This window comes from Streptomyces sp. 184, from assembly GCF_045781775.1.
Classification (GTDB): Bacteria; Actinomycetota; Actinomycetes; order Streptomycetales; family Streptomycetaceae; genus Streptomyces.
This window is the reverse complement of sequence record NZ_CP123230.1, coordinates 7,645,722-7,671,687: the sequence shown is the minus strand read 5'-3', so window position 1 is coordinate 7,671,687 and position 25,966 is coordinate 7,645,722. Positions and strand designations below refer to the sequence as shown.

The following is a 25,966-nucleotide window of genomic DNA, read 5'->3' as shown; positions in this document are numbered from 1 at the left end:
GGGTTCTACCTTCTGGTAGTCGCCCTGGTGATGTGTCTGGGGGCGGGGTACGCACTCGTCACCCCCGCCGCAGAAGCCACCGTCGTGCCGGGTGAGGGCCCCGCGCCGAAGTCGCTCCCCGCCCCCAGGCAGTCCACCCCCGACGCGCTCGCCGCCGCTCTCGCGCCCGGCGACCCGGCGACGACCGCCGAGGCGAAGGCCGACGCCACCCTCCTCCCGCCGCAGGAGGCCACCACCGACGCCATCGCGCGCAAGGCGGCCCGTACCGCGGCGGGTTCCGAGGCCGCGGCGGAGTGCAACGTCGGCGACTTCACCTCCAAGACCGGCGCCGCGCTGGTCGAGCAGATCAAGGCGTCGGAGACGGCCTGCGTGAACACGCTGTTCTCCGTGACCGGCGGTGACGCCCGCGCGCTCTTCCAGGAGTCGCAGATGGTCACGGTCGCCGACGCCTACCGCGACACCGCCTCCGCCTACCAGGGCGACAACAGCTCCTCGATCACCCAGATCGTGCTGTACCTGCGCGCCGGCTACTACGTGCAGTACGGCGACCCCGACGGCGTCGGCGAGTACGGCCCGGCGCTCAAGACCGCCGTCCAGGGCGGCCTGGACGCCTTCTTCGACTCCTCCCGCGCGTACGACGTGACGGAGGCCAACGGCGAGACGCTGTCCGAGTCGGTGATCCTGATCGACAGCGCCATGGAGAACGCCCGCTACCTCGACGTCGTCAAGAAGCTGCTGACCGGCTACGACTCCTCGTACGACGAGTTCTACTGGATGGTCAACGCGGTCAACAGCACCTACACCGTGGTCTTCCGCGGCAACTGGGTGCCCGAGCTCATCGACGCCGTGGCGGGCGACCCGAGCCTGCTCACCGTCCTGCACGACTTCGCCGCCGGCCACAAGGACCTGATCGGCACCGACAAGCAGTTCCTGACCACCAACGCCGGCCGCGAGCTGGGCCGCTTCCTCCAGCACGACGAACTGCGCGAGGCCGTCCGCCCGCTGGCCGGGGAACTGCTCGACACCACCTCCCTCGACGACCCCGCCACCGCCGCGCTGTGGGTCGGCGTCGCGGAGATGACGGACGTCTACGACAAGGAGAACTGCGACTTCTTCGGCACCTGCGACCTCCAGGAGCGCGTACGTGCGGCGGTGCTCCCGGTCGAGCACACCTGTGCCGACACGCTGGAGATCGTGGCGCAGAAGCTGACCGCCGAGGAGCTTGAGCAGTCCTGCGCGAGCATGCTCGGGCAGGACGAGTTCTTCCACGGCGTGGCCAGGGACAACGGCCCCGTCGCGGACGACCGCAACACCAAGCTGGAGGTCGTCGCCTTCGACTCCAGCCTCGACTACCAGACCTACGCCGGCGTCATCTTCGGCATCGACACCAACAACGGCGGCATGTACCTGGAGGGCGACCCCGCACAGGAAGGCAACCTGCCGCGCTTCATCGCCTACCGCGCCGAGTGGGCCGAGGACTTCGAGATCTGGAACCTCAACCACGAGTACACGCACTACCTCGACGGCCGCTTCAACATGTACGGCGACTTCGAGGAGAACATGCGGACCCCGACCGTCATGTGGGTCGAGGGCTTCGCCGAGTACGTGTCCTACTCGTACCGGGACCTTCCCAACGAGGACGCGATCGCCGAGGCGGCCAACAAGACTTACCCCCTCAGCACGCTCTTCGACACCACCTACGAGAACACCGACACCACCCGCACCTACCAGTGGGGCTACCTCGCGGTCCGCTATCTCATCCAGTCCCACCCGGATGACGTCGCCACGCTGCTCGGCCACTACCGCACCGGCGACTGGGAGGCCGCGCGCACGCTGCTGACCAGCACCATCGGCAACCGCTACGACGCCGACTTCGCCGGCTGGCTGGGCAGGTGCTCGGCGGGCGACTGCGGCACGGCCGCGGCACAGTAGTTACCGGGACGATCCGGTGCCCCATCCGCGACCCGCGGATGGGGCACCGCCGTACGAGGATGCGCTACGGCACACGGGCGGGCGCCGACGCCGGAGGGCCGAACCGCCGCCCTCAGGCCCGCTTGTCGCGTTCCTGCTGGACCACCGACGCCATGCGCTCCACCAACTCGAAGTGCAGCTCCGTGGGCAGCTCCGTGAAGAAGTTGAACACCCCGCGGCCCATGTCGTCGCGGTTCATCACGCTCAGCTTGATCATCGACTGCTCCGCGCGCCCCGTACGCTGGTCGAAGACGTTCACCTTGAAGTCGAGTTCGTCGACGTTGAACGTCGACACCACGTCCGCCGGCGCCGCGAAGCTGTCGTGGCTCGACCGGGAAATCATCTCCGCCGCCATCCCGTCGCGCAGGTTGCTGTTCAGGAAGCCGACGAACGACGGGGCCAGGAGCGTGAGGAGATCGCATCCCAGGTTGACCCGGGTGAGGGTGCCGTACGACTTGAGTTGGACGTTCTCCTGGACTTCGCGGCTTTCCCAGCGCTTCGGTGCGCCGGCCGCCCGCCACATCGCCTCGAATACCTCGGCCGCCACGTACTCGCCGATCTCCGTGCGGCCGTCGACCATCACGAGGATTTTCTCGCTGGTCACGGACACCGCGGTGATCGACACGTAGCTGTTCCGGCCGATCGATACCCGGCCGCGGGAGAAGTCGACGTCCTTCTGCCGCAGGGCGAACTTGAGGATCTCCAGCTTCGACCAGTCCGACGCCTCGCTTATCTCGCGCACATGCGAGAGGACTTCGGGCGGATCGATGTTCAGGTGGAATTTCTCCTCGATGGTGCCGAGGAGGACTTCGGCGTCGATGTCCTCGTGCGGCAGCATCTTGGGGTTCATGGTCAGGACGACGGTGGTCATGTCGACGGACTGGACGACGTCCGGCGGCTCCTGCTCCAGTGTCTGGAGGATGTCCCTGCGGCGGGACTCCGCGTCCTGCTCGTACTGGTCAAGTGCGTTCTGGAATTCCTCGTCAGACATTCTTCCCGCTCTCGATCTGCTTCACGTACTGGGTCAGCCTCTCCAGCGCCGGAGCGATCTCGTTCCTGTCGCCGAGCGCGCGGATGCACAGGACTCTGAGGTCTGAGGGGAGCCAGATCGTCAGGCCCAGGACCTCCTGCCGTTCCTCCTCGGACAGGGGTTCGTTGAGCCTGGCTCTCAGCAGCGCGGACCAGACTTTCTGAATGGCGTTCTGCCGCAACGGCAGGAGCGAAAGCGAACGGTCGTTCCATTGCTGGAAGTTCTGGGTTCTTCGGAGCGTGAAGTACGCGGATACGAAGGCGATGCCGCCGCCTATCAACGTGGCCACCACGGAAGTCAGCACGTGCCCCCCAAAAAGCCCCGCCCCAGCACGGTGGAGCGATCCCATCATAGAGTCAGTGACTTGACGCCAGCAAGGCACGTTGCGCGGCCTTCTCCGGCCCGGCGGTAATGTTCTTGCTTTCCGATCCCCCCTATTCGGCGGCGGGAACGGCGCGGGAACTGATCGCGACGAGTTCGAGAGTGCCCCCCGGGCGGCCGGTCAGCCGGCCGCTGTCCGCTCGGCGAGGAAGTCCTCCCACGTGTCGCGGCCCACGGCGTGGTCGGGAGCCAGGTTGGCGCCCCCGCGGAACGCCGCCGCCGCCTTGCCCGGCAGCCGCACCGGCACGATCGGGCGGCGGCGGCCCGCGGCCCTGAGGTAGCTGCGGAGGAGGTCCTTCATCTCGTACGTGTGCGGGCCGCCCATGTCCTCCACGAGCCCCGCCGGCTCGGCCAGCGCCAGGTACGCGAGCCGCTCGGCCACCTCCGCGGCGGCGACCGGCTGGATGTGGAAGCCGGACGGGGCCGGGAGGACCGGCATGCGGGCCATGGCCCGCGCCGTCGTCAGCGTCAGCTCGTGGAACTGGGTGGCGCGCAGCGTCGTCCACGGCAGGCCGGAGTCGGCGATGATCCGCTCGGAGGCGTGCTTCGCGGCCACGTAGCCGAACATGGCGCGGTCGAGGCCGCTGACGACCGGGGTGCGGTCGGCGCCGACGACGGAGATGTAGACGAGGTGCGGGTTCCCGGCGGCGGTGGCGGCGTCGACCAGGTGCCGGGTCTTGACGTCGTCGCCCTTGGAGGTGCCCGCGCAGTGGACGATCACGTCGGCGCCGGCGACCGCCGCCGCCGCGCCCTCGCCGGTGGTGAGGTCGCCCGTGACGTACTCGACGTCGTCGGCGGCCCCTGCGGCCCCGGCCTCCCGGGGCTGCCGGCTGAGCACCCTGAGCTTGGCGCCGGCGGTCAGCAGCCGCGGTGCGACGAGCCGGCCGAGCGTGCCGGTGCCGCCGGTGAGCAGAATGGCTGATGTCATGATCACTCCAGGTGTTTTTGCTGTCCCTATACGTGCCCCCCGATCACAACCCGCAGGTCGGATGGGGTCTACTTCAGGGACCCCCGGCGAGTGAGGGATGTGACAGATGGACGAGCAGGAGTTGCCGGAGTGTCCGGCGGGCCGCCCGCCGGGCCGTCCTGCCGGTGGTCCCGCCGAGCGGCTGGCCGAGCGGTTCGAGGCCGAGCGGGGACGGCTGCGGGCGGTGGCGTACCGGATGCTGGGCTCGGCCGCCGAGGCCGACGACGCCGTGCAGGAGACCTGGCTGCGGCTGAGCCGCTCCGACGCCGACGCGATCGAGGACCTGACGGCGTGGCTCGTCACCGTGGTGTCGCGGGTGTGCCTGAACATGCTGCGCTCGCGCGAGCACCGGCGGGAGGAGCCCCTGGAGGCGCGGATCGCGTGGTACGGGAACGGGGGCCGGAACGGGGACGCGGGCGCCGGTGCGGCGGGCGGCGGCGGGGCCGCCGGCCCCCGGGACCCGGAGGAGGAGGCGCTGCTCGCGGACTCGGTCGGCGTCGCGCTGCTCGTCGTGCTGGACACGCTGGCGCCCGCGGAGCGGCTGGCCTTCGTCCTGCACGACCTGTTCGCCGTGCCCTTCGCCGAGATCGGGCCGATGCTGGAGCGCAGCCCGGCCGCCGTCCGCCAGCTCGCCAGCCGCGCCCGCCGCCGCGTCCGGGGGGCCGGCACGCCGGCCGCCACGCCCGGGGAGGACCTGCTGCGCCGGCGGCGGATCGTGGACGCCTTCCTGGCCGCGACGCGCGGCGGTGACTTCGCGGCGCTGGTCTCCCTCCTCCACCCCGACGTGGTGCTACGGGCCGACCGCGCGGCGATCCCCACGCCGGAGCCGGTCGAGGTCAGCGGTGCGGCGCCGGTGGCGCAGGGCGCGATGGCCGCGGCGGGCCGGGCGCAGTTCACCGGGCCGGCGCTGATCGACGGCGCGGTGGGCCTCGTCATGGCGCCGCTGGGGCGGCTGCGGCTGGTGCTGAGCTTCACGGTGGTGGAGGGGCTGATCACGGAGATCGACGTGATCGCGGACGCGGACCGGCTGCGGGGGGTGGAGCTGGGCGTGCTGGAGGGGTGACGCGGTTCTCCGCCGCCCCCGGTGGTCCGGGTGGTCCCGGTGGTCCTGACAGGCCCGGTGGCCTCGCTCGTCCCGGCGGTCCCGGCGGGTCCGTTGGCCCCGCCGGGCCCCGAGGGGCGTGCGCCGTACGGCGGTTGGGAGGGTGCGTACGGCGCACGCGGGGCCGGGTGTCGAAACACCCGCCCTCCCAACGGGTGAAGCTCGCGCCTCCCGAGGGTGGCAGCCTTCCCCGCGGTCCCTGCGCACCCTCGGCACCGCCCTACGGTGTCCGCCATGTTGATCTTGAAAGCCCGAGCGACGGCACCGCGCCGCCGCTCCGTCGCCGCCGGCGTCGCCGCGGTCATGGGGCTCTCCCTGCTCTCCTGGACCGGCTCGTCCGTGGCCACCGAGCCGGCCACCGCATCCGCCGCCAAGCCGGCCGCGGCGTCCGCGCGGTCCGCTCCCGTGCCCGTCCAACTCCTCGCCCTCAACGACCTGCACGGCAACCTCGACCCCGTCGACGGCCCCGCCGGCACCGTCTCCCGCGTCACCGAGTCCGGCGAGGAGGTCCGCTCCCGGGCCGGCGGTGTCGCCGGGCTCGCGACCCTGCTCAAGGGCGCGCGCGAGGGGCAGCCCAACTCCCTGACCGTGGGCGCCGGCGACCTCATCGGCGGCAGCCCGCTGCTCTCCGCGAACTTCCACGACGAGCCCACGATCGACGCCCTGGAGGAACTCGGCCTCGACGTCGCGTCCGTCGGCAACCACGAGTTCGACGAGGGCCCCGACGAACTCCTCCGCATCGCCCACGGCGGCTGCCACCCCGACGACGGCTGCGCGGTGCCGGAAGAGCCGTACGACGGCGCGGACTTCCCGTACCTCGCCGCCAACGTCACCCGCAAGGGCGGCACCGAGCCGCTGCTCCCGCCGTACTGGATCAAGACCCTGCCCGGCGGGCAGCGCATCGGCTTCATCGGGCTGATCACGAGGAACGCGCCCGACGCGATCTCCGCCGCGCGCATCCGGGACGTCGAGTTCCACGACGAGGTCGAGACCGTCGACCGCTACTCGCGCAAGCTGTCCGAGATGGGCGTGACCGCGCAGACCGTGATCCTGCACGAGGGCGGCGAACACGGCGGGAGCATCCCGTACAACCAGGACTGCAACGAGGGCGGCCCCGCCGCGAAGCTCGGGCAGCCGATCCGCGCGCTGGCCGGGTCGTTCACGCCGGACGTCGACATGGTCGTCAGCGGCCACTCGCACGAGCCGTACGTGTGCACCGTCGCCGACCCCGCCGGCGACCCCCGGGTCGTGACGCAGGCCGCGTCCTTCGGCCGTACGTACACCGACCTGCGCTTCGCCCTCGACCCCGAGACCGGCGACGTGCTCCGCGGCACGGTGGAGGCGGCCAACCACCCCGTCCTCACCGCCACTCCGCAGGACCCGGCGATGGCGAAGCTCGTCGGCACCTGGCGCGAGCGCTCCGCCGAGCTGGAGAACAAGCCGGTCGGCTACATCACCGCCGACCTGCCGGGACGCGGCTCGTCCGCGCCGGAGCGCCCGCTCGGCCTGGTGATCGCCGACGGGCACGTGGAGGCCACCCGCGGCAACGGCGCGGAGATCGCCTTCATCCAGCCGGGCGGGATCCGGGCGGACATCACGTACCGGGCGTCCGGCGAGGAGGGCGACGGGGTGGTGACGTACGCGGAGGCGTTCCGCGTCGCGCCGTTCGAGACCGGGCTCGTGACGCTGACGCTCACCGGCGACCAGCTCGTCGAGGCGCTGCGGCAGGGCTTCTCGGGCGTGAACGAGGGCCGTTCGCGGTTCCTCCAGCCGTCGGCGGCGCTGTCGTACGCGGTGGACCTACGCCGCGAGGGCGACGCCCGGCTCGACGCGGCGAGCGTCCGCGTGGCGGGCGAGCGGGTGGCGGCGGACCGGGAGTACCGGGTCACCGTCAGCGAGTTCCTCGCGGAGGGCGGTGACGGGTTCACGGCCTTCAAGGACGGTACGGACCGCCAGGGCGGCGACGTGACGGACACCGCGGCCCTCGTCACGTACTTCCAGAGCGTCAGCTCGCCGGAGTCCCCGCTGTCGCCGCCCGCGCCGGCGCGCGTCGAGGTCCGGCAGTAGGGCGTACGGCGTACGCCCCCGGTCGGCGGGCTCCCGCGGCTACGCTCGCGGCATGAGCGAGACGTGGGAGCCCGCCGCGGCCGGGGTGTTGCGGCTGCCGTCCGGCCGGTACGTGCGCGGGCGCGGCCTGCGCAGGCCGGCGCCCGCCGGGCCCGACCCGGAGCTGGGGCTGTACCTGCTGGGCGGGACGCCGCCGGAGACGGCGTGGGAGAGCCGCTGGGTCCGGTGGCCCGACTTCCGCCTGCCGGCCGACCGCCCGGCGGCGGAGGCGGCGCTGCGCGAGGCGTGGGAACGGGCGGTCACGGAGCGGGTGGAGGTCGCCTGCGGCGGCGGAGTGGGCCGTACGGGGACGGCGCTGGCGTGCCTCGCGGTGCTGGACGGGGTACCGGCGGGCCGGGCGGTGGCGTACGTACGGGAGCACTACAACCGCCGCGCGGTGGAGACCCCCTGGCAGCGCCGCTACGTGACCCGCTTCCCGGACGGCCGCGGCGCGACGACGGCGTAACCGGCGCACGGCCGGCGCCGCCGCCGGCCCGCCCCGGGCGCGACTCCGCCGCCGCCCGGCGGCCCGGAGCCCGGAGGCCCGGCTCCCGTACGCCGCCGGGCCCCTACTCGACCACCCGCATTTCTTGTGCACTGTGCGGGCGGGGAGGCCCTGGAGTTTCCGCACCGCTTCCCGGCGGGGTCCGGGCCGTTGCCGGGGCGAGGGGTTGTGCGGGACGCACAAGCCGGGTGCCGGATCCGGGGGCGGATCGCGTATGGATCTTCCGGTCGGCCGGGGCGGATACTCGCCGTATGGCCGAGTCGTACGAGTCGCATCGCCCGCCCGTCCAGCAGCCACCCGTCCAGCAGCCGTCCGTCCAGCAGTCGCCGGAGCCGCCGCGCCCGCCCCGTACCCCCGTGCTCGCCGCCGGCGGCATGGCCGCCGGCTCGCATCCCGCCGTCACCTTCGCCGGCGCCGCCGTGCTGCGCGACGGCGGCAACGCCGTGGACGCGGCGCTGGCGATGGCCGCGATGTCGTGGCTCGCGCTGCCGGGCCAGTGCGGCGTCGGCGGCGACGCCTTCGCCGTCGTACGGGAGCCGGACGGCCGGGTGTGGACGGTCTGCGGCAGCGGCTACGGGCCGGACGGCGGCGACGTCGACTTCTACGCCGCCCAGGGCCACGACGCCGTGCCGATCGCCGGCCCGCTGTCCGTCGCCGTCCCCGGCGCGCCCGCCGCCCTCGCCGCCCTGCACACCGCCGGCGCCACCCGCGGACTCGACGCGCTGTGGGCCCCCGCCGCCCGCGCCGCCGAGGGCGGCCTGCCCTGCACGGCCAAGACCCGCCGCGACATCGCGGAGGAGGCGCAGCTCCTTTCCGCCGACCCCGACGCGCTGCGGAACCTGCTGCCCGCCGGCCGCCCGCCCGCCGTCGGCCGCCGCCTCGCGCAGCCGGACCTGGCCGCGACGATACGTACCCTCGCCGCCGACCCCGCCGCCTTCTACACCGGCGCGTTCGCGGAGCGGGCCGTGGCGGCCCTGCGCGCGGCGGGCGCGCCGTTCAGCGGCGACGAGTGGGCGCTGTGCGGCGACGTGACGCCGCAGCCCGCACTCAGCACCGGCTACCGCGGCCGTACCGTGCACCAGACCCCGCCGCCCTCCCCCGGCTGGATGGCCCTCCAGCAACTCGCGCTCTGCGACGGCACCCTCGGCGGCCTCGCCCCGCTCGGCACCGACGCCGTGCACCTGCTCGCGTCGGCCGCCCGGCTGTCCTTCGCGGACCGCGTCGGGCGCTGCGCGAGCGACACCGGGGTGTGGCGGGAGACGCTGACGCCCGCCGCGGTCGCCGCCGCGCGCGAACGCCTCGCGCGCGGCGAGGCGCCGCCGGGCGCGGCCGGGCCCGCGGAAGGCGACACCACGTCGATGGTCGCCGTGGACGCCGAGGGGCGGGCGGTCAGCTTCATCCACTCGCTGGCGTTCACGTTCGGCTCCAAGGTCACCGTCCCCGGCACCGGCGTGCTGCTCAACAACCGCCTGGGCCGCGGCGCGTACCTCATACCCGGCCACCCCAACGCGGTCCGGCCGCGCCGCCGCCCGCTGCACACGCTCAACGCCTGGATCGTCACCGACGCGGCGGGGCGACTGGAGCACGTCGGGAACACCCCGGGCGGCGACGGCCAGGTGCAGTGGAACACGCAGCTCATCTCGCACCTGGTGGACCACGGCCTCGACCCGCAGGCCGCGGTGGAGGCACCGCGGTTCTTCATCCACCCGGGCAGCGACGCGGACGTCATCGGGCAGCCGGAGGAGCTGCGGTGCGAGTCGAGGCTGGGTGCGGAGGTGCTGGCGGGGCTGCGCGAGCGGGGGCACGAGGTGACCGACGCGGGGCCGTGGGGCGGGGGCGGCAGCGCGATGGTGATCTCGGTGGACGCGGAACGGGGCTGCCTGCTCGGCGGCGCGGACCCGCGGCAGGACGGGGTGGCGCTCGGCGTGTGAGGGCTAGGCGGTTTTGTTTGGATCATCGGGCGGACCAGAGGAGGATGCCTGCGATGTGGAGTCCGGCGAGGTAGATGGTCGGGGTCTTGTCGTAGCGGGTGGCGATGCCCGCGCCACTGCTTCAAGCGGTTGATGCAACGCTCGACGGTGTTGCGTTGCTTGTATGCCTGCCGGTCGAAGGCCGGCGGTCTGCCACCGGCCTGTCCGCGTCGCATCCGGTTGGCCTGCTGGTCGGCCCGTTCCGGGATCACCGTGCGGATACCGCGTCTGCGCAGGTGGTCTCGGATCTCGCGGGAGGAGTACGCCTTGTCGGCCAGGACCAGGTCCGGTCTGGTGCGGGGCCTCCCGCGACGGCGGGGAACGCGCAGGCGGGCCATGACATCGGTGAATGCGGGTGCGTCGCCGGCCTGTCCGGCTGTGAGATGGAAGGCCAGCGGCTGACACCGGCCGTCGGCCGCGAGGTGGATCTTCGTGGTCAGTCCGCCGCGGAACCGGCCGATGGCGTGGTCGTCCCACTTACACCGCGACATCGTGACTGGCTCGCGGGGTCGATGATGCGACGCGTCACTTCGGGGATAGTCCCGCATTGCAGTGTCGGCTGCGGCATCATGAGATGAGTGCGGTGGCGGCTGTCCGTCGCACCGCGGGCCTGCAGCAATTCTGCATGCGGGCTGCAAGAGAAGCCACTGGTCACCTCCCGCAGACTCGAATGCGCGGGCCGACTTCCCGGCCCGATGCCGAAATCTGGGGGAGACGAGATCGACTATGCCGCGGTTTGTCATCGTGGGAATGACGAGGCTGGCTATGACTGCGCCCGTCGAGGAATTCCCATTGCAGTACAGGGCGTACCGCAGCGCTTCATGGATGCGCTGCGCTGTCGTGGGAGGCGCGTACAACGTCGCCGCCGCCTTGAAGACGCTGGGGAGCGAGGCACACATCTGCACGCTCGTGGGAACCGACGAAGCCGGAGCGGTCATCCGGGAGGCCATGGAGCGGCGCGGACTGAAAGGGCGGGGAGTCGTTGACGTTGCGGAGACGGCCAAAACCATGATCCTCACCGACCCGGGCGGACGCGTGGCACGCAATGCCTGGGCCGTGGGCGGCTCCGGCGACTATCCGATGGAGCGCTTCATCGAACAGGCCGTGGACGCGGACCTGGCGGTGATCACCAGCCGGCCGTTCGGCGAGCCGTTCCTGCAGCCGGCGAAGGAACTGCTGGGGCTGCCGGTGGCCGTGGATCTGCATGTGTCGGCAGATCTGGACGACGAGAGCCACAGGCCATGGCTTGAGGTAGCCGACGTACTCTTCTGCAGCCATGAGCGCCTGCCGGGAACGTCCGCCGAATGGATCGGGGAGGTGTTCCGCCGGTATCCGGGTTGCCGGATCGCCGCGGTGGGATGCGGCGAGATCGGCTGCGTCATGGGGCTCCAGGACGGACGGCTGGTGGAGATCGGCGCCGTCACGCCGCGACTGGTTCGTGACACCGACGGCGCCGGGGACGCGTTGTTCGCGTCCTTTCTGCACGGCTGGCTCACCTCGGGCAAGCCTGTAGAAGCGCTGGAGTCGGCCGTTCTGTTCGCCGGGTGGAAAGTCGGGGCCGACTCGGCCGCCACGGGATTTCTGACCGACAAGGAACTGGCCGCTCTCCGCCGCGTTTACCCGCTGCGTACGAACGTCGGCACCTGGCGTTAGCCTTGATCGTTTATGAGTCCTCGTCAGCTTGCTGACGGGGACTCTGTGCCTGTGTGAGGGGGTCTTTCAGGGCTGGGGCAGGCTGAGGGCGCGGCTCTCGTGTCGGGTGTGCGCCGGGTTCCACTTCGCCGGTGCGGTGGTGCGGGTTGTCCGGACAGTCGACGTGGCTGGTCAGCCGGGGTTCGAGAGGATGTGGCGCCGGTCGAACGCGTGGGTGATCACGGGTGTCCGGGGCCATCGGGCGGTGAAGCGGAGCCAGTGGCGGCGTCCGGTGTGCACGAGCTGGGCGGCGGCGGAGAACAGGCGCAGGCGGAGCTTCTTGGGTTCTCAGCGGCGGGTGTCGCCGGTCAGGGCGAGCATGGGCATCCAGGCCAGGAGGTCGAGCGCGAGGGAGACGATCTCCAGCCAGATCTGGTTCTGCGCGGTGTCGTGCAGGGGCAGGTTGCGCAAGCCGGTGTCGGCGCCTCGAATGCGGTCCTCGCAGTGGGCCCGCCGGCGGTGACGCAGTTTCAGATCGGCGAGCTGGCTGCTCTTGGTGTTGGTCGCGAAGCAGGTCAGCCGCAGTCCGTCGAGGTCGGTGAAGCGCAACTGGGCGGCGGGATGCGGGGCGTTCCTTGCTGACGATCAGCCGCATTCACCTCGGCTAGGTGCTCAGGTCGGGCATGTCGGTGATCTCCGCGACCCAGGCGCCGGGCCGCTCGGTCCCTTCGGCGTCGTAGGCCGGCGTCCACGCCTTCTTCGGGATCTTCAGTGCGGCCTGGTGGATGGCGTCGGTGATGGGCATTCCGACGGAATACGACAGCAACCGCCCTGGCTTGGAGAGCCAGTCGAGGAAGGAGCGGGCGCCACCGCCGGAGTCGGTCCGGATCAGTTACCGTCCACGCCGCAGGGCTTTGGGCAACTGGGCCAGGGCGAGCCGGGCGTTTTCGATGTTGGCGGCGGCGGTGTTGGAGCCCGCGTTGCCGGGCCGCAGCAGGGCGCCCACCGGCTCTCCGGAACTGGCCTGGCCGTGGTCGACGAACGCGACGAGCGGGTGATGGCCGAAGGTCTTCTTCCAGGTCGCGGTGGCGTCCTGCTTCTCGGAGTGTGCGAGTACCAGCACGCCGTCGATGTCCACGATTACCCGGCCGCCGGCGGCTGGACTGCTCTCACCGGCCAGGTCCCAGACTCGCTCGCGCACTTGGGAACGCGCGCCCCGGATCGCCGCAAGAGCTCTCGGTCCGGACGCCGCGAGTGCGTCGACGAGACGGGAGACGGTGGGAACGGAGGCCACCGGACCGAAAGCAGCCGCCTCGGCCCGCAGCAGGCCGACATCGGCCAGGCAGTCTCCGCCGAAGGCGACGGCCAGGGCCCACGTCCAGCAGGATCTTGCCCGGATCGTGCACCGCCTGCGGCTTGCGCCATGGCATGAGTGCCGCCGATATCGCGGTGTCCAGGCCGGACTTGCGGACCGTCTCGACCAGCAGCACCGACCCGGCCTGCGAGACCACCCCACGGCCGCCGCCCTCGACACGAACACGCGGATACGACCCGCTGCGCTTCTTCACCTGGAGAGTGGTTCTTTCCTTGCAGCTGACAGATCCTCGACAAGTCCCATCATTGCAGGTCAGCAGTACTCTCCACTTATCTGTTCAAGACCCGGACAGGGCCACTCGCGAAAGCACGAGGCTAGTGCGGCGTCCGGGCAGGATCCACGGGTTCGTCCGGCCCGGCGCCGGGATCCAGCCTGTGCCGGTGTCCGGCGGCGCGCTCTGCATGCGGAAAGGCGCCGAGTCTGCCGTAGACGGCTTCGGCACGGGCGTAGTGGTCCCGGGCCGAAGCCAGATCCTCGTCCTGCTCGGCGATGTCGCCGAGGATTTCACGGATGGTCCCCTCGTCGAATACCCCGCCAGCGTCTTGAATCTCCCTCAGGGCGGCCTCGAGGTGGGCACGCGCCGCCGGGCGGTCACCAGCGCGCAGATACGCCTGGCCGAGGCGGCGGCGAGCCGGGATCTCGGAGTTGAGGTCCGCTGTCCCCGCGATCATGTCCATCGCCTTGGTGAGATGGCGCAGGGCATCGTCATCGTGTCCGAGGAGGCTCTCCACCTCGCCGATAGCGGAATGCTCCCGAGCGACTCCGCGGGTGTCATCCACCTCTTCCCGGATGGCGAGTGCGGTCCGGAACAGCTCGCCTGCCCGGTAGAGATCGTCACGTTGCCGGTGTACGAGGCCCACGTTGTGCAGGACTAGGGCCTCGCCCCTGCGGTCGCCGATCTCGCGGCGGAGTGCAAGGGCCCGGTCGAAGACGCCGAGGGCCTCCTCGTACCGGCCCGTGTCCCGCAGTGCCACTCCGAGGCCGGTGCGCAGCCTTGCCTCACCAAGGCGGTGACCGCAGGCGTGGGCGGCTGCCGCGCCGATCTCGTGACTAGTGATCCAGTCCCCGTGGTATCGCGTATGGATGAACAACCCCCACATGGCGTCCACGATCTGCCATGCGGCCGAATCGTGCCCGTGTGCCGACGCGACCCGCAGTACTGCCATGAGATTGCCGAGTTCGGCGTCGAGCCACCCGAGTGCGGTGGCGAAACTCGGGAAGGCGCGACTCTCCCGCGGCGGAAGCATGTACTCCGGTGGCGGGCGCAGACGTTGGGGATAGATGACGCGATCCGCATCGTTCGCGGTGGCGAGATAGTGATCGATGATCCGCTGTACGGTCACCTCACGAACTTCGGGGTCGTCGTCGGCCTCGGCTCGGTACCGGGCGTGTTCGTGGATCAGGTCGTGGAAGCGGTATCGGCCGGGACGTTCCATGCCGAGGAGGTTGGCGTGCACCAAAGTGGCCAGCCGATCGGCTGGCCCGGGGATCCCGGGAGGTACGGCAGCCGCGGCCTCGACGACGCCGATGTCGAACTCGCTTCCGGGATGCAGGCCCATACGGCGGTACAGGCGCGCGGCGTCGTCGGGCAGCGCCGTATACACCTGATCGAGTCTGGTCTCCATGGATACCTCCTCATCTGCTTCTGTGAGATCCGCGCCGACAACGGGACTGGTCACCGCCGTCGCGAGGCTCCAGCCGGGCCGGGCGACGAGTAGCGCCGCGCTGACGCACACCGCCAGCGGGAAACGGCCACAGGAGATGACCAATTCACGGGCGGCGTCGGCATCGGCCGCGACCCGATCGTGCCCGGCCATTCTGCCCAGCAGTTGTATGGCCGCATTCGTGTCGAGCGGATCGAGCTGAACGAGTTCCGCCCCGTCCAGGACAAGTGACCGGAGGTGCCATCGACTGGTCACCACGCAGACACTGCCTGCGGACGCCGGCATCAAGGGCCGGATCTGGGCTGCCGACAAGGCGTTGTCGCAGAGGACGGCGATACGTCTTCCGGCCGTGACCGTGCGGAAGTGGGCCATCTGGCCGGCAAGGTCTGCGGGGACCTGGTCCGGAGACACTCCGAGCGCCTGCAGAAATCGGGTGAGCACGTGGCCGGGACTGGTCGGCTGATCGGGCCGATGGCCCTCCAGGCCGGCGTAAAGGTGGCCGTCCGCGAAGTCCTCGCCGTGGCTGTGCAGCCACGACAGCGCCAGGGACGTCTTCCCCACCCCCGGCGGACCGCTGATCGAGAGGAGCGCGGAGAAGTTCTCGCTTCGCGCCCTCGCGAGCGCGCGGTCGAGGATGTTCACCTCCGCGTCGCGGTTGGTGAAGTGCCGCGGCCGTGAGGGGAGTTGCCTGGGGACCGGAGGGTGCGGCCGGGCGGCGGCACCGAGATAGACGTCCCCGTGGATGGTGGCCGCCTGAAGACTGGGGCCGTGGACGGTCCCGGAGAGCTCGTTGTGGGTGTCGCTCCGCCCCCATGGCGCATGACCGTCGGACGGTCGCATACGAGTACCCCCAGGGTCGTCATGATCAAACCTGACTGTAGCCACACCTGGGAGCGGTGGCATATCCCCTTGGCAACTGCCAACACTGAAATGAGTGGAGGACATACTCATCACCGCAATTACATCTCGGGTATATGGTAAGACTCCTTTTCCTTGAAGAAACGTGACTTCATAGCGACCTCGCCTACGGAGGCTCGGTCGGGGCTTCTCGCCGCACTGCCGACGTCGCCCCCTGCTCACCGTCGACCAGATACACGGCAAGTCGCTGCCGCAGCGCGTGCGACTCTGCGGCGAGCCCCAGTCGCTCGTAGAGTGCGAGCGCGTGCAGCCAAGTCTGCCGGGCCGCGGTGTCGTCTTGGAGTTCGAGCATCAGTGCGCCGAGACCCTCCGCCGCCAGGGCCTCCTCGTGGGATGCGCCGATCGCCCGGGCTTTCTGCAATGCCTTCTCGTATGCGGATCGAGCGGCCGTGCGGCGGCCCGAACCGTGCAGGGCGGCTGCCTTGCCCGCGAGTGCTCGTTGCCACTGGTACGAGTCACCGATCTGCTTGGCGATCCGCTCCGCCATGGTGAAGTGGATGTCCGCCTCGGTGTGCCGCATCGTTTCAGCGAACGTCAGGCCGATGTTGATGAGGGAGTCGGCCTCGCAGCGCAGATCGCTGATGGCACGGTAGTTCTTCAGTGCCTCGCGGTAATAGTCGAGTGCGGCGGCGGTGTCTCTCGCGGTGCGGCATAGGTTGCCCAGGTTGTTGTAGAGGATGGCCAGCTCCTGGCGGCCACCGACCTGGCGCTGCAGTACGAGGGCCCGTTCGTAGTAGGTGCGCGCCTCCTCCTGGTTTCCTTCCAGCCTCTCCGTCTCCCCGATGTTGTTGAGCGCCTTCAGCTCCCCGAGCCGGTCCCCGATCTCCTGGAACAAGTGCAGAGCCGTGCGGGTCTGCATTAGTGCTTCCCGGCGCTGTCCCGTGTAGGACAAGGCCACCGCCTGCTGGGTGAGAGTCTCCGCCTCTCCCCTGATATTGCCTACCTGCCGGTGCAGTGCGAGTGCCAGCTCAAGTTTTCGGATGGCCTGCGAGAACTCACCGGACACCAGGTCGACGAGGGCTCGCTGCGCCTGCGCCTCTGCCAGCCCCCAGTCGTCGTTCAACTCTCCATAGCAGGCCATCGCCTCGTCGGCACACGGCAGCGCCTCGTCGCGCAGGCCGAGACGCCACAACACCTCGCTGCGCTCCACGAGCGTCCGTGCCACAGATGGGAGATCGCTTGCTCCGCGAGACAGCGAGAGCGCTGTCGCGTAGAGATCGGCTGCCGTCTGCCAGACTCCCCAGGTTCGGAACGCCGGAGACAGGAGCAGGGGAAGGATCCGTGCGTGTTGCGGTGATTCGGTGGCCGCGTACCGGATCACCGCAACCAGATTGGCTCGCTCCACGTCCAGCCACGCCTGTGCCGCGGCCCCGTCGGAGAACGGCAGCGCGGGTTCGGCCGGCCGGACGGACATCGGGATCTTCCGGCGCTGCGGATGAGTCAGCTGGACGGCCGCCTCGGCGGCGGCCAGGTAGTAGTCGAAGAGCCCGGACAACGCCCGTCGCCGTACCTCTGCGGAATCCTGCAGTCGCCCCATCCTGCCGGCGAAAGCACGCACCAGGCTGTGCACCACGTAGCGATCACGGACGAGTTCCTCGACGAGGTGGTACTCAAGGAGCTCGTCCAGTTCCCCTCGAACGGCGGCGGTTTCCTTCCCGGAGAGCGCAACTGCCGCGTCGAGGGTCAGGTCCGGCCCGGGATGCAGGGACAGCCGGCGGAAGAGGCGTTGGCAGCCGTCGCTCAACTCCGCATACGAAAGTGCGAACACGGCAGCGATGCCTGCGGATGCGTCGAATTCACCCGACGGCTCGCCGGCCCGGGTAAGGCTGTCGGCCAGATCCCGTACGCTCCACACCTCCCGGTGCCGGAAGCGGTTGGCGGTGAGCTGGACCGCGAGCGGGTGGTGACCGTAGAGACGCGTCACCTCCAGCACCCCCGCGGTATCCCGGCTCCGCGTCGCACCGACGATGCGGGTGAAGAGGGCCACGGCCTCCCCCGCCGGGGGCACGTCGAGGGCGATGGACCGAGCTCCTTCGAGCTCCGCCATGCGGTGCCGGCTGGTCACGATCACACTGCAGTTCGGCGTCCCCGGCAAGAGCGGCCGGATCTGAGCGGCATCCCGGGCGTCGTCGAGCACCAGCAGCATCCTGCGGTGGGCCAGACGCTCCCGCCACCGAGACGCCCGCTCGTCAAGGGTCGAGGGCAGCCCTTTGCCGGCTCCCACGGCCTGTAACAGCGTGGCCAGTACCTCGGAGGGGTCGCGGGGCAGGTGACCGTCACGGCTGTGCGCACGCAGGTCGACGTACTGCATGCCGTTCGGGAACTGCTCACGCAGCAGATGCGCCGCGTGTACGACGAGAGTCGTCTTTCCGACCCCCGGCATACCGTGAACCACGAAGAGCGGCAAGGCCGTGGACCGTCTCCGGACGTCGTCGACGATGAGGCGCAATTCTTGATCGCGTCCAACGAAGTCCGGGGTGTCGCGCGGCATGGTGTCGGAGACGTCGGGCTTAGGGGAGCCGCTTCTGGAGAATTCCGGTTCCAGGAGTGCGGGGTCCCGGCTGAGGATGCGCTGTTGCAGGTCGCTCAACTCGTTCCCGGGGGACAACCCCAGTGTGTCGCGCAGGTCGCGCCGGATCCGCTGGAAGACGTCCAGGGACTCGCCGTGCCGGCCGCTGCGGTAGAGCGCCACCATGAGCTGCGCTGCGATGGGCTCGTTGGTGGGGTGCCGTTCGGCCAACTCACACAGCTCACCCACGAGATCGGCATGTCTCCCCAGACCGAGTTCCAGGTCGACGCGCACCTCCTGGACGCGGCGCCGTTCCTCGCCGACGCGATGTCGGAGGCTGGTGACCCAGTGGCCGCGTAACCCACCGAGCGGCTCCCCGCGCCACAAGGACTCGGCCTCGGTCAGCAGGGTGACCGCCTGCTCGGGACTGCCGCTGCCGGCCACCGCCTTGCCCTGCCGGTACAGCCGACGGAAGCGGTGCAGGTCGATGGTCTCGGGATCCACCTCCAACCGGTAGGCCCGGCCCGCGAAGGTGATCCTCAACCGGTCATCGGCAGCGGCGCGCAGCCGGTTGCGTAATCGGGACACGTTGGCCTGCAACACCTCGGGAGCGGACGGCGGCCGCTCGGTCCCCCATAGCCGGCTCATCAACACCTCGACGGACACCGGCCCGCCGACGACCCAGAGAAGGCTGGCCAGCACTGTACGTTCCTGCGGCGTGCCCACCGGCAACCGCCGGTCTTCGGACCATAACTCGAGCGGGCCCAGCAGTTTGAATTCCACCCAGTGCCCCGGCCATCTCTTGCCGTGTGTGCGCTCCGGCTCGCTACCGCGATACGACTCCAGTGCGACTGTGGCACAGGGCACCGGGCCCGGCCAGAGGATTGTCAGCCGCGTTGGTTGCAACAGGGCGAGTGCACCACTTAGCGCACCGGCTCCACCCATGTCCTGGCCGCGGTCCGCGACCTGACGCGGCTGGAGATGGTCACCGAGGCGGTCCGCGCCGCGCTGGAGGGCGTCGCCAACACCTCCCCGCACCTGCTGGACCAGTTGGTCTACGAGGACTGGAGTAGCCGTTACGGCCGTCCGCTCCGCCTGGGCAAGAACCCCACCAAGCTCAAGACCAGGATCCTCGCCCACCGGAAACGACGCCGTCCGGCTCCTGGAACACCTCTCCCGGCACGGAGCAGACCGCACTTCCGGCCCTCGGTTCAGGCCCTGCGTCAGATCGTGGTGCAGAACTACCACCGTGACTCCGCAGGACACCTGCGCCGGCGCACCGCCGAGACGGAAGACGGGTCCGGGCTTCCGCCCTCGTCCCGGGCGATCGTCTCCCCGTACGACACCTCGGTCGCTACGCACGGCACGGGCACATCATCAGCTGGAAGGGGCTCTCCGCCCATCTGACGGAGACATACGCTCCCGACGGCCCCAACGTGATCACGGACGTGGCCACCACTACATCAACCACCCACGACAGCAAGGTCCCTGCCCGGCATCCACACCCGCCTGCACCACCGCGGTCTGGTGCCCTCCGAGCCCCTGGTCGACAGCGGCTACACCTCCCTGCCCCACCTGGAACAAGCCCCACGCGACTACCAGGTCACCGTCTCCGGACCACTGCGGAGCAACCCCACCTGGCAACACCGCCGGGACGAGGGCTTCGCCCGGGACGACTTCCACATCGACTACGACCATCGGCAGGTCACCTGCCCCCAGGGTCAGGTCAGCCAGGGCTGGCACGGCCCTTACCGACCTCACCGCCGCCGCCCCGCTGATCGTGGCCAGGTTCACCAGAAGCCGGTGCCAGCCCTGCCCGGCCCGCACGCGGTGCACCACCTCCCGCGAAAGCACCCACACGGTCGGCTTTCCCCCACGAGAACTCCGCGACCTGCAACTCCGCGTCCGCACCGAGCAACAGACACCCGAGTGGAAGACCCGTTACGCGGTCCGCTCTGGAGTGGAAGGCACGGTCAACGAGTTCGCCCACGGCATGCGACGCTGCCGCTACCGCGGACAGAGAAAGGCCTACATCCAGCACGTCCTGACGGCCATCGCCGTCAACATCGAGCGCCCCAGCGGATTGCCACCAGCCGAGGAAGCCCTCACACCCCGCCGACCGACTGCCTTCCAGAACTACCTCGACCAGCGCGAGATACCCCGGCCGAAGTCCGGGCGAACCCTCGGCACCTGACTTCGGCAGCTCCAAGATCCCCGACAGAGTCAAGCTAGCCGACAGTGGTATAACGACCACCGCGGCAAGGTACTGGTGATCCGGTGAAGTTCTCCCCACCGGCTGCCGGCTCTGCCCCACCCGCTCGAAGTGCACCAAGACAACTCCGAGCATCGGCCGCGAGACCACGTTGCGGACCAGACCCGAGCACGAAGCAATCCGTCAGGCCGCGCCAACCAGGAAGACGCCGCATGGCTCCAGCGCTACGGGCACCGCGCCGGCGTCGAAGGCACGATCTCCCAGACATCACGGGCCTTCGGCCTGCGCAGATCCCATTACAAAGGCCAGGCCAAGACCCACCTTCAGCATCTCCTCACAGCCGCCGGCATCAACCTCGTCAGACTCGACGCCTGGATGACCGGCACCCCGCTTGTCGGCACCAGGACCAGCCACTTCACAGCACTCCGCCCCGCCGGGTAACCCCGACGGGGCGGAAGCGTCACGCCATCAGGACCAATTCGCCAACGGTGTCCCGTGGGGTCGCCCTGGCTTGACAGAAAGGGGTTACACGAATGCGCAACCGGGGAGTTAGAGCATATACATGCAGATTCGCAAAAAGTCTACAAAAGCGCTATCAGTCGCTATGTTCTGGGCAATCGCCAACATTTTAACCTTAATGCTTTCGGTAGTTCACGTACGGGTGCGGAAAATCGTTCACTCGCGCAAACATCGCTTGCGCTCCCGTTGAGGAGCACACCGTACCCGGTCTCGCGTCCCATCGGCCACATGCGCCTCGGGTGGACAGGCAGCGCAAGGGGAACGACCCAACTTCGCGTATGCAACGAGCCAGCTCGCCCACACCGGGCCGCTGCCATCCGCGAACCGGCGGAGTCCCTGCACCGCTCGCACTCCGCCGTCAGCCGGACCGTCGCCGCGATGCGCGAGGAGGACCTGGTCACTTCAGAGTCGGGGCCCGATGCCCTTCCCCTGCGGTTCGACCTGACCGAACGCGACCGGGCGCACGCCCTCTTCCTCGCCGGCTGGGTCGCGACGGACGCCGCCCCCCAAACGGCCACCGGCGCCGGGCTGATCGCCGCGTCGGCGACGGCGATGGGCGTCCAGACGCGGCGGCCCGCGGCCTGGACCGGGCGGGCATCACGACGACGTTCGTCACGGGCACGCTGACGTCGCTGGTCTCCGGCCTGGCGCAGGGCGACCGCCGGCACGCCGGGCTGCGCACGGCGATCCTGGCGGCGCTGCTGGTGGGGGCCTGGTCGGCGGGCTGCTGCTGGCGTACGCGCCGAGGGCGACGGCGGTGGCGCTGGTGCTGTGTGCGCGGCAGGGCGGGCCGTCGTCGCGTACGGGGTGACGCGGGTCCTCAGCGCCCGTGGTGGACCAGGTACTTGAGGTGCGTGACGCCGTTCCCCTCCACCGCCCGGACCTGCTCCAGCCGTACGCCCGTACCGCCGAGGTCGTCCAGGAGGCGGGAGCCGCCGCCGAGGAGGAGGGGGGTGACGTGCAGTTCGAGCACGTCGAGCAGCCCGGCCGCCAGGTACTCCCGGGCGATCCGGCCGCCGCCGTACAGCATTACGTCCTTGCCGCCCGCGGCCTCCTTCGCCCGGGTGAGCGCGGCCTCGATGCCGTCGGTGACGAAGTGGAACGTGGTCCCGCCGGCCATCTCGACGGGCTCGCGCGGGTGGTGGGTGACGACGAACACCGGGTAGTGGTACGGCGGCTCCTCGCCCCACCAGCCGTTCCACTGCTCGTCCTCGGCCCAGGGCCCGCCGCCGATGGGCCCGAACATGCCGCGGCCCATGACGGCGGCGCCGATGTTCTCGATGCTCTCCTCGAAGACAGGCGAACTGGCGGTGACCTCGCCGCCCTCGCTGCCCTGGAGGTCACGCCAGGCGGCGAGCGGCACGACCCAGTCGTGGAGGCTCTCGCCGCCCACGCCGAGGGGTTCCTCGACGCTCTGGTCCGGCCCGGCGACGTACCCGTCGAGGGAGATGGAGATGTGGCATCTGAGCTTGCTCATGGTGCTCCTCGCGAAGGGCGGCTGCTGCACGAGAGCATGGCCGGACGGCAGTGATGACGTCCAATGCCAAAACACCGATGGTCACATCAATATCCTTGATGTGTGCTGAACCTCGTCCATCTGAAGGTCCTCGCGGCCGTGGCCCGCCACGGGTCCGTGACCGAAGCCGCGCGGGAGCTGCACTACTCGCAGCCGTCGGTGAGCCACCACCTGTCCCGGCTGGAGGCGGCCACGGGCGCGAAGCTCGTCCAGCGCGTACGGCGCGGCATCCGCCTCACCCCTGAAGGCGAACTCCTCGCCCGCCGCGCCACCGAGATCGTCGGCCGCGTGGACGCGGCGACCAGCGAACTCGCCGCCCACGTCGGCCTGCGCACCGGCCGCGTCCGCCTCGCGGCGAACGCCTCCGTCCTGAGCACGATCGTCCCGAAGGCGGCGCGGGCCCTGGCCGAAGCGCACCCGGGCCTGGCGCTGAGCGTCGTCGACCGGCACCCGGTCGAGGCGCTGGGGATGCTGCGCCGGGGGGACGTGGACGTGGCGCTGGTCTTCCGCTACGCGCACGCCCCGCTGGAGGACGACGGGTTCCGCCTCCTCCACGTGGCGGACGACCCGATCCACCTGGTCAGCCGTCACCCGGACGACAGCGTGGCCGACCACCGCGACTCGCCGTGGATCGGCGGCTGCGAACGCTGCCAGAGCGAACTGACGGCGGTCTGCGCCCGCCACGGCTTCGCGCCGCGGATCGACTCGGTCTGCGACGACATGGTCGTCGTCCAGGCCCTCGTCGCCGCGGGCGTCGGCGTCACCACCCTCCCGGGCCTGGCCCTACGCGCCCACCGCAACCCGGAGATACACACCACGGAGATACCGGACGCCCCCCGCCGCATCTACACCGCGACGTACGGCGACCCCCCGGACCCCCCGGCGACGACGGCCCTGATCGAGGCGATAGCGCGGGCAGCCGCCGCGGAGATGACGCCGCGGCCGGAAGATGCCCCGGTCGGCTAGGTGGTGCCGGCCGGAAGGTCGCTGACGGTGGCGGTGTCCTGACGCGAGATGAGGTCGGCGATGTCGGTGCCGGCGCGGAGCAGCGCGTCGGAGCGGGTGGCGATTGCCCGGAGTCGGCCGTGGAGCGCATCACGGGCGTCGTCCGCGTGGCTGACCGTATGGATCGACTCCATGACTGCTTGCACCGCGGGGATCCGGTAGCCGCCTGCGCGGAGCGCAGCGACGATCCGTGCGTCCTGGATCGCGGCGAGCGGATAGCTCCGCGCGTTGAGCCGTGTGGTTCGTTCCGGGGTGACGAGGCCCTGCTGCTCCCAGAAGCGGAGTGTGGACGGGCGCACGCCGAGCGCGGCCGCCAGCTCGCTGATGCTCATCGCATCGGCAGAAGTCGGGGGCGCAGCGTGGGCACCTTCTTCGACGATGCTGTCCAGCGCCCGCAGAGCGGCGATGGTGTCGTCACGGGACCGGGCCAGGTGGACGTGGAGCGCGACGACTCGCGCGATCGCCTCGTCGTGCGGGAGCTGACGTGCTTCTCGCATGGTGGTGCGGGCGACGACCGGACCGACTGCGACGGCCAGCCGCCGGTAGGCGCGTAGCGCTGTGAGGTGCTCGGGTCCGAAGCGGCGGTAGCCGTTCGGTCGCCGGATCGCGGGAGGGATCACGCCGAGCCGTTCGAGGTCGCGGATCTGCTGTGCGGAATAGCCTGAGGCCGCGGCCAGGCGACCGGTCGTATGGGCATCGGGTGCGGATGCGGTGACCTCGTCCATGACGCCAACCCTCCGTACGCACTTCAAGCTCACACTTGAAGCATGGCTATGGAACGGATTCTCTCAGAGGTCAGAAGCCATGTCGGTGTGCTGGAGCTCGCTCCCCGAGCCGGGAGCGAGCATCCCGAGATCTCCTGGGGTGACTTCTTCTTCTACTACGCGCCTGACGGCGAGGTGCCGCGGAACCGGCAGCCCTACGCGACGATCGTCACGAGGGACTACCCCGACGACACCCGCTCGCGACTCGATGCGCCCGATCGGTGGCGTCTGAACATCCACGTCGGGACACAGCTCTTCACCGATCTCGTCGGATACCCGCCGGAGTCGAGCGAGGAATCGGCTGTCGACTTCAGCGTGACGGACGTGTTCCTCCCGCACCCGGTCTACGGCGCGTACGGGTGGGTCGCGGTCGTGAACCCCGGCCCCTCGACGACAGCTCGCGCGCTGGAAGTGCTCCATGAGGCACACCTCGCCGACCAACGCCGCGTCGTACGTCGCGAAGGGCGAGGCGGCGCAAACGCGTCGCGGGACGGATGAGCGCAATCACCGCAACCAAGGAGGGCGCGGGTCAGGGGTTCAGGAGGGCGGCGGCGCCCTGCTCGGCCAGGTCTTCCGCGTGCGGGGGCAGCGCTGTGCCGGAGCGCAGGTGGCGGCGGACCAGTGCGAGGGGGAGGTCGATCAGGGCGAGCGTGATCCGGTCGGCGGCTTCGGGGCCGCGGAGGTCCAGGACGGCGGCCAGGGCGGCGAGCGCGGCGTGGACGCGCTCGTTGCCCGCGTCGGCGCGGTGGCGGTGCGGCTTGGACCAGGCGGCGCGGTCGAAGGCTTCGGGGCCGTAGAGCAGGACGGTGGCCTGCGCGGGGTGGGCGCGGCTCCAGGCGACGATGTGACGGGCCGCCGCCCGCGCCGCCTCTGCCGCTCGCGCGGCGTCGCGGTCGGCCGGTGCCAGGACGGCGAGGTAGCCCTCCTGGAACGTCTCCACCGTCCGCAGCCAGGTTTCGGCAAGCAACTCGGTGCGTCCGGCGAAGCGGTGGTAGATCGAACCGCTCGGGGCACCCACCTCGGCGGCGACCGCGGACATCGTCACCGCCGCCGGACCGCCGGCCGCGGCCTTGCGTACGGCGGCGTCGAGGAACTGGTCGGTGCTGAAGCGGGGTTGCCTGGCCATGGAAATAGAGAGTACTCTCTACAGAGTAATTAGAGGGCATCCTCTAAAATCGTCGGACGGGGAGCGCGGAGCGATGGGCGTATACAACGTGCACGAACGCCTGCTGGAGGCCGAACCGCGTGAGGTGGGCGCGCTGGTCGACTCCCTCGCCGGTGACGGCGACGCACTCTGGCCCCGCGCCGCCTGGCCCGCCATGCGCTTCGACGGCCCCCTGGCCGTCGGCGCGACCGGCGGCCACGGCCCCATCCGGTACGCCGTCACCGCCCACGTCCCCGCCACCTGGGTCCGCTTCACCTTCGACGCGCCACGCGGCTTCGACGGCTTCCACGAGTACACCGTCCACGCCGTCGACGAACACCGCACCCTGCTACGCCACACGCTGGCCATGAACGCGCGCGGCCCGGCGCGCCTGACCTGGCCCCTGCTCTGGCGCCACCTGCACGACGCATGCCTCGAAGACAGCATGGACCTGGCCGAGGCCCACTGGCAGACACCGGCACACCCGGCACGCTGGAACGGCTACGTCCGCCTCCTCCGCGCCGTGGCCGCCCGCACCGCCGCCCGGCGCCGACGCACCGCCCCCGCCCCGCGTGAACGGCTCACTCGCTAACGCCCACCCGGAGCTCGACCCACACCGCCTTCCCCGGCCCGAACGCCCCTCCGCCCCCCACGCATCCGCCAGCGCCCCCACGAG

General features: G+C 70.6%; 21 protein-coding genes and 3 pseudogenes. 14 read left to right on the top strand and 10 right to left on the bottom strand.

Annotated elements, in window-relative coordinates; translation table 11 throughout:
- Nucleotides 1–30 precede the first annotated feature (30 nt).
- A complete protein-coding gene (locus QBL21_RS32735) occupies nucleotides 31–1,932 on the top strand; it encodes a collagenase (protein WP_407566644.1) in 1,902 nt (633 codons plus the stop codon).
- A 112-nt stretch (nucleotides 1,933–2,044) separates the two neighbouring features.
- Here QBL21_RS32735 and QBL21_RS32730 read toward each other — a convergent pair whose 3' ends face one another.
- From QBL21_RS32730 to QBL21_RS32720, 3 genes are all read right to left on the bottom strand, one after another.
- Entirely contained in the window at nucleotides 2,045–2,962 is a 918-nt protein-coding gene (locus QBL21_RS32730) for a hypothetical protein (protein WP_407565843.1), read from the bottom strand.
- Complete coding sequence (locus QBL21_RS32725) at nucleotides 2,955–3,305, bottom strand: hypothetical protein (RefSeq protein ID WP_407565842.1); 351 nt, start codon at nucleotides 3,303–3,305, stop codon at nucleotides 2,955–2,957. Before QBL21_RS32725 ends, QBL21_RS32730 begins: the two co-directional genes overlap by 8 nt.
- A 198-nt stretch (nucleotides 3,306–3,503) precedes the next feature.
- Nucleotides 3,504–4,310, bottom strand: coding sequence for an SDR family oxidoreductase (locus QBL21_RS32720; RefSeq protein WP_407565841.1), 807 nt, complete (start codon nucleotides 4,308–4,310; stop codon nucleotides 3,504–3,506).
- 106 nt (nucleotides 4,311–4,416) lie between these two features.
- Here QBL21_RS32720 and QBL21_RS32715 point away from each other — a divergent pair, with 106 nt between their 5' ends.
- The 4 genes from QBL21_RS32715 (at nucleotide 4,417) to QBL21_RS32700 (ending at nucleotide 9,993) form a co-directional block, all read left to right on the top strand.
- Complete coding sequence (locus QBL21_RS32715; protein ID WP_407565840.1) at nucleotides 4,417–5,412, top strand: sigma-70 family RNA polymerase sigma factor; 996 nt, start codon at nucleotides 4,417–4,419, stop codon at nucleotides 5,410–5,412.
- 273 nt (nucleotides 5,413–5,685) lie between these two features.
- Nucleotides 5,686–7,518, top strand: coding sequence for a bifunctional metallophosphatase/5'-nucleotidase (locus QBL21_RS32710; RefSeq protein WP_407565839.1), 1,833 nt, complete (start codon nucleotides 5,686–5,688; stop codon nucleotides 7,516–7,518).
- Between the two features lie 52 nt (nucleotides 7,519–7,570).
- On the top strand, nucleotides 7,571–8,023 hold the full coding sequence (locus tag QBL21_RS32705) for a protein phosphatase (RefSeq protein ID WP_407565838.1): 453 nt from the start codon (nucleotides 7,571–7,573) through the stop codon (nucleotides 8,021–8,023).
- Nucleotides 8,024–8,313: 290 nt separating this feature from the next.
- Nucleotides 8,314–9,993, top strand: a complete 1,680-nt coding sequence (locus tag QBL21_RS32700; protein ID WP_407565837.1) for a gamma-glutamyltransferase — start codon at nucleotides 8,314–8,316, stop codon at nucleotides 9,991–9,993.
- A gap of 22 nt (nucleotides 9,994–10,015) precedes the next feature.
- On the opposite strand, the pseudogene QBL21_RS32695 reads toward QBL21_RS32700, so the two are convergent.
- A pseudogene (locus tag QBL21_RS32695) lies at nucleotides 10,016–10,502 on the bottom strand (IS5 family transposase); the annotation flags it as partial.
- Between the two features lie 295 nt (nucleotides 10,503–10,797).
- Between QBL21_RS32695 and QBL21_RS32690 the strand changes: the two are divergent.
- A complete protein-coding gene (locus tag QBL21_RS32690) occupies nucleotides 10,798–11,685 on the top strand; it encodes a carbohydrate kinase family protein (RefSeq protein WP_407565836.1) in 888 nt (295 codons plus the stop codon).
- 171 nt (nucleotides 11,686–11,856) lie between these two features.
- Here the strand turns inward: QBL21_RS32690 and QBL21_RS32685 are convergent.
- The 3 genes and pseudogenes from QBL21_RS32685 to QBL21_RS32675 all read right to left on the bottom strand — a co-directional run bounded on the left by QBL21_RS32685 (nucleotide 11,857) and on the right by QBL21_RS32675 (nucleotide 18,913).
- Nucleotides 11,857–13,232: pseudogene (locus QBL21_RS32685) on the bottom strand (IS1380 family transposase).
- 121 nt (nucleotides 13,233–13,353) lie between these two features.
- Complete coding sequence (locus QBL21_RS32680) at nucleotides 13,354–15,345, bottom strand: tetratricopeptide repeat protein (protein WP_407565835.1); 1,992 nt, start codon at nucleotides 15,343–15,345, stop codon at nucleotides 13,354–13,356.
- A gap of 382 nt (nucleotides 15,346–15,727) precedes the next feature.
- The gene (locus tag QBL21_RS32675; protein ID WP_407565834.1) at nucleotides 15,728–18,913 is read right to left on the bottom strand and encodes a BTAD domain-containing putative transcriptional regulator; all 3,186 of its coding nucleotides are present in this window, start codon (nucleotides 18,911–18,913) and stop codon (nucleotides 15,728–15,730) included.
- 198 nt (nucleotides 18,914–19,111) lie between these two features.
- Between QBL21_RS32675 and QBL21_RS32670 the strand changes: the two genes are divergently transcribed.
- The 5 genes and pseudogenes from QBL21_RS32670 to QBL21_RS32650 form a co-directional block, all read left to right on the top strand.
- A complete protein-coding gene (locus QBL21_RS32670) occupies nucleotides 19,112–19,537 on the top strand; it encodes a hypothetical protein (protein WP_407565833.1) in 426 nt (141 codons plus the stop codon).
- A gap of 373 nt (nucleotides 19,538–19,910) precedes the next feature.
- Complete coding sequence (locus QBL21_RS32665) at nucleotides 19,911–20,324, top strand: transposase (protein WP_407565832.1); 414 nt, start codon at nucleotides 19,911–19,913, stop codon at nucleotides 20,322–20,324.
- A gap of 129 nt (nucleotides 20,325–20,453) precedes the next feature.
- Entirely contained in the window at nucleotides 20,454–20,783 is a 330-nt protein-coding gene (locus QBL21_RS32660) for a transposase (RefSeq protein ID WP_407565831.1), read from the top strand.
- Between the two features lie 456 nt (nucleotides 20,784–21,239).
- Nucleotides 21,240–21,488 (top strand): hypothetical protein, encoded by a 249-nt coding sequence (locus tag QBL21_RS32655; RefSeq protein WP_407565830.1) that lies wholly within the window; start codon nucleotides 21,240–21,242, stop codon nucleotides 21,486–21,488.
- Nucleotides 21,443–21,550, top strand: a pseudogene (locus QBL21_RS32650) (DUF1275 domain-containing protein); the annotation flags it as partial. The gene QBL21_RS32655 and the pseudogene QBL21_RS32650, both read left to right, overlap by 46 nt.
- Before the next feature lie 131 nt (nucleotides 21,551–21,681).
- Here QBL21_RS32650 and QBL21_RS32645 read toward each other — a convergent pair.
- Nucleotides 21,682–22,338, bottom strand: coding sequence for a dihydrofolate reductase family protein (locus tag QBL21_RS32645; protein ID WP_407565829.1), 657 nt, complete (start codon nucleotides 22,336–22,338; stop codon nucleotides 21,682–21,684).
- Nucleotides 22,339–22,440: 102 nt separating this feature from the next.
- Here QBL21_RS32645 and QBL21_RS32640 point away from each other — a divergent pair, with 102 nt between their 5' ends.
- Complete coding sequence (locus QBL21_RS32640) at nucleotides 22,441–23,343, top strand: LysR family transcriptional regulator (RefSeq protein WP_407565828.1); 903 nt, start codon at nucleotides 22,441–22,443, stop codon at nucleotides 23,341–23,343.
- Here the strand turns inward: QBL21_RS32640 and QBL21_RS32635 are convergent.
- Entirely contained in the window at nucleotides 23,340–24,107 is a 768-nt protein-coding gene (locus QBL21_RS32635; protein ID WP_407565827.1) for a MerR family transcriptional regulator, read from the bottom strand. The two genes, QBL21_RS32640 and QBL21_RS32635, sit on opposite strands and share 4 nt — an antisense overlap.
- Before the next feature lie 42 nt (nucleotides 24,108–24,149).
- Here QBL21_RS32635 and QBL21_RS32630 point away from each other — a divergent pair, with 42 nt between their 5' ends.
- On the top strand, nucleotides 24,150–24,644 hold the full coding sequence (locus tag QBL21_RS32630; RefSeq protein WP_407565826.1) for a DUF6194 family protein: 495 nt from the start codon (nucleotides 24,150–24,152) through the stop codon (nucleotides 24,642–24,644).
- A 31-nt stretch (nucleotides 24,645–24,675) separates the two neighbouring features.
- On the opposite strand, the gene QBL21_RS32625 is transcribed toward QBL21_RS32630, so the two are convergent.
- Nucleotides 24,676–25,272: a helix-turn-helix domain-containing protein gene (locus QBL21_RS32625; RefSeq protein WP_407565825.1), complete on the bottom strand. Its 597-nt coding sequence runs from the start codon at nucleotides 25,270–25,272 to the stop codon at nucleotides 24,676–24,678.
- Nucleotides 25,273–25,345: 73 nt separating this feature from the next.
- On the opposite strand from QBL21_RS32625, the gene QBL21_RS32620 reads away from it, so the two are divergent.
- A complete protein-coding gene (locus QBL21_RS32620) occupies nucleotides 25,346–25,882 on the top strand; it encodes an SRPBCC family protein (protein WP_407565824.1) in 537 nt (178 codons plus the stop codon).
- Nucleotides 25,883–25,966 lie beyond the last annotated feature (84 nt).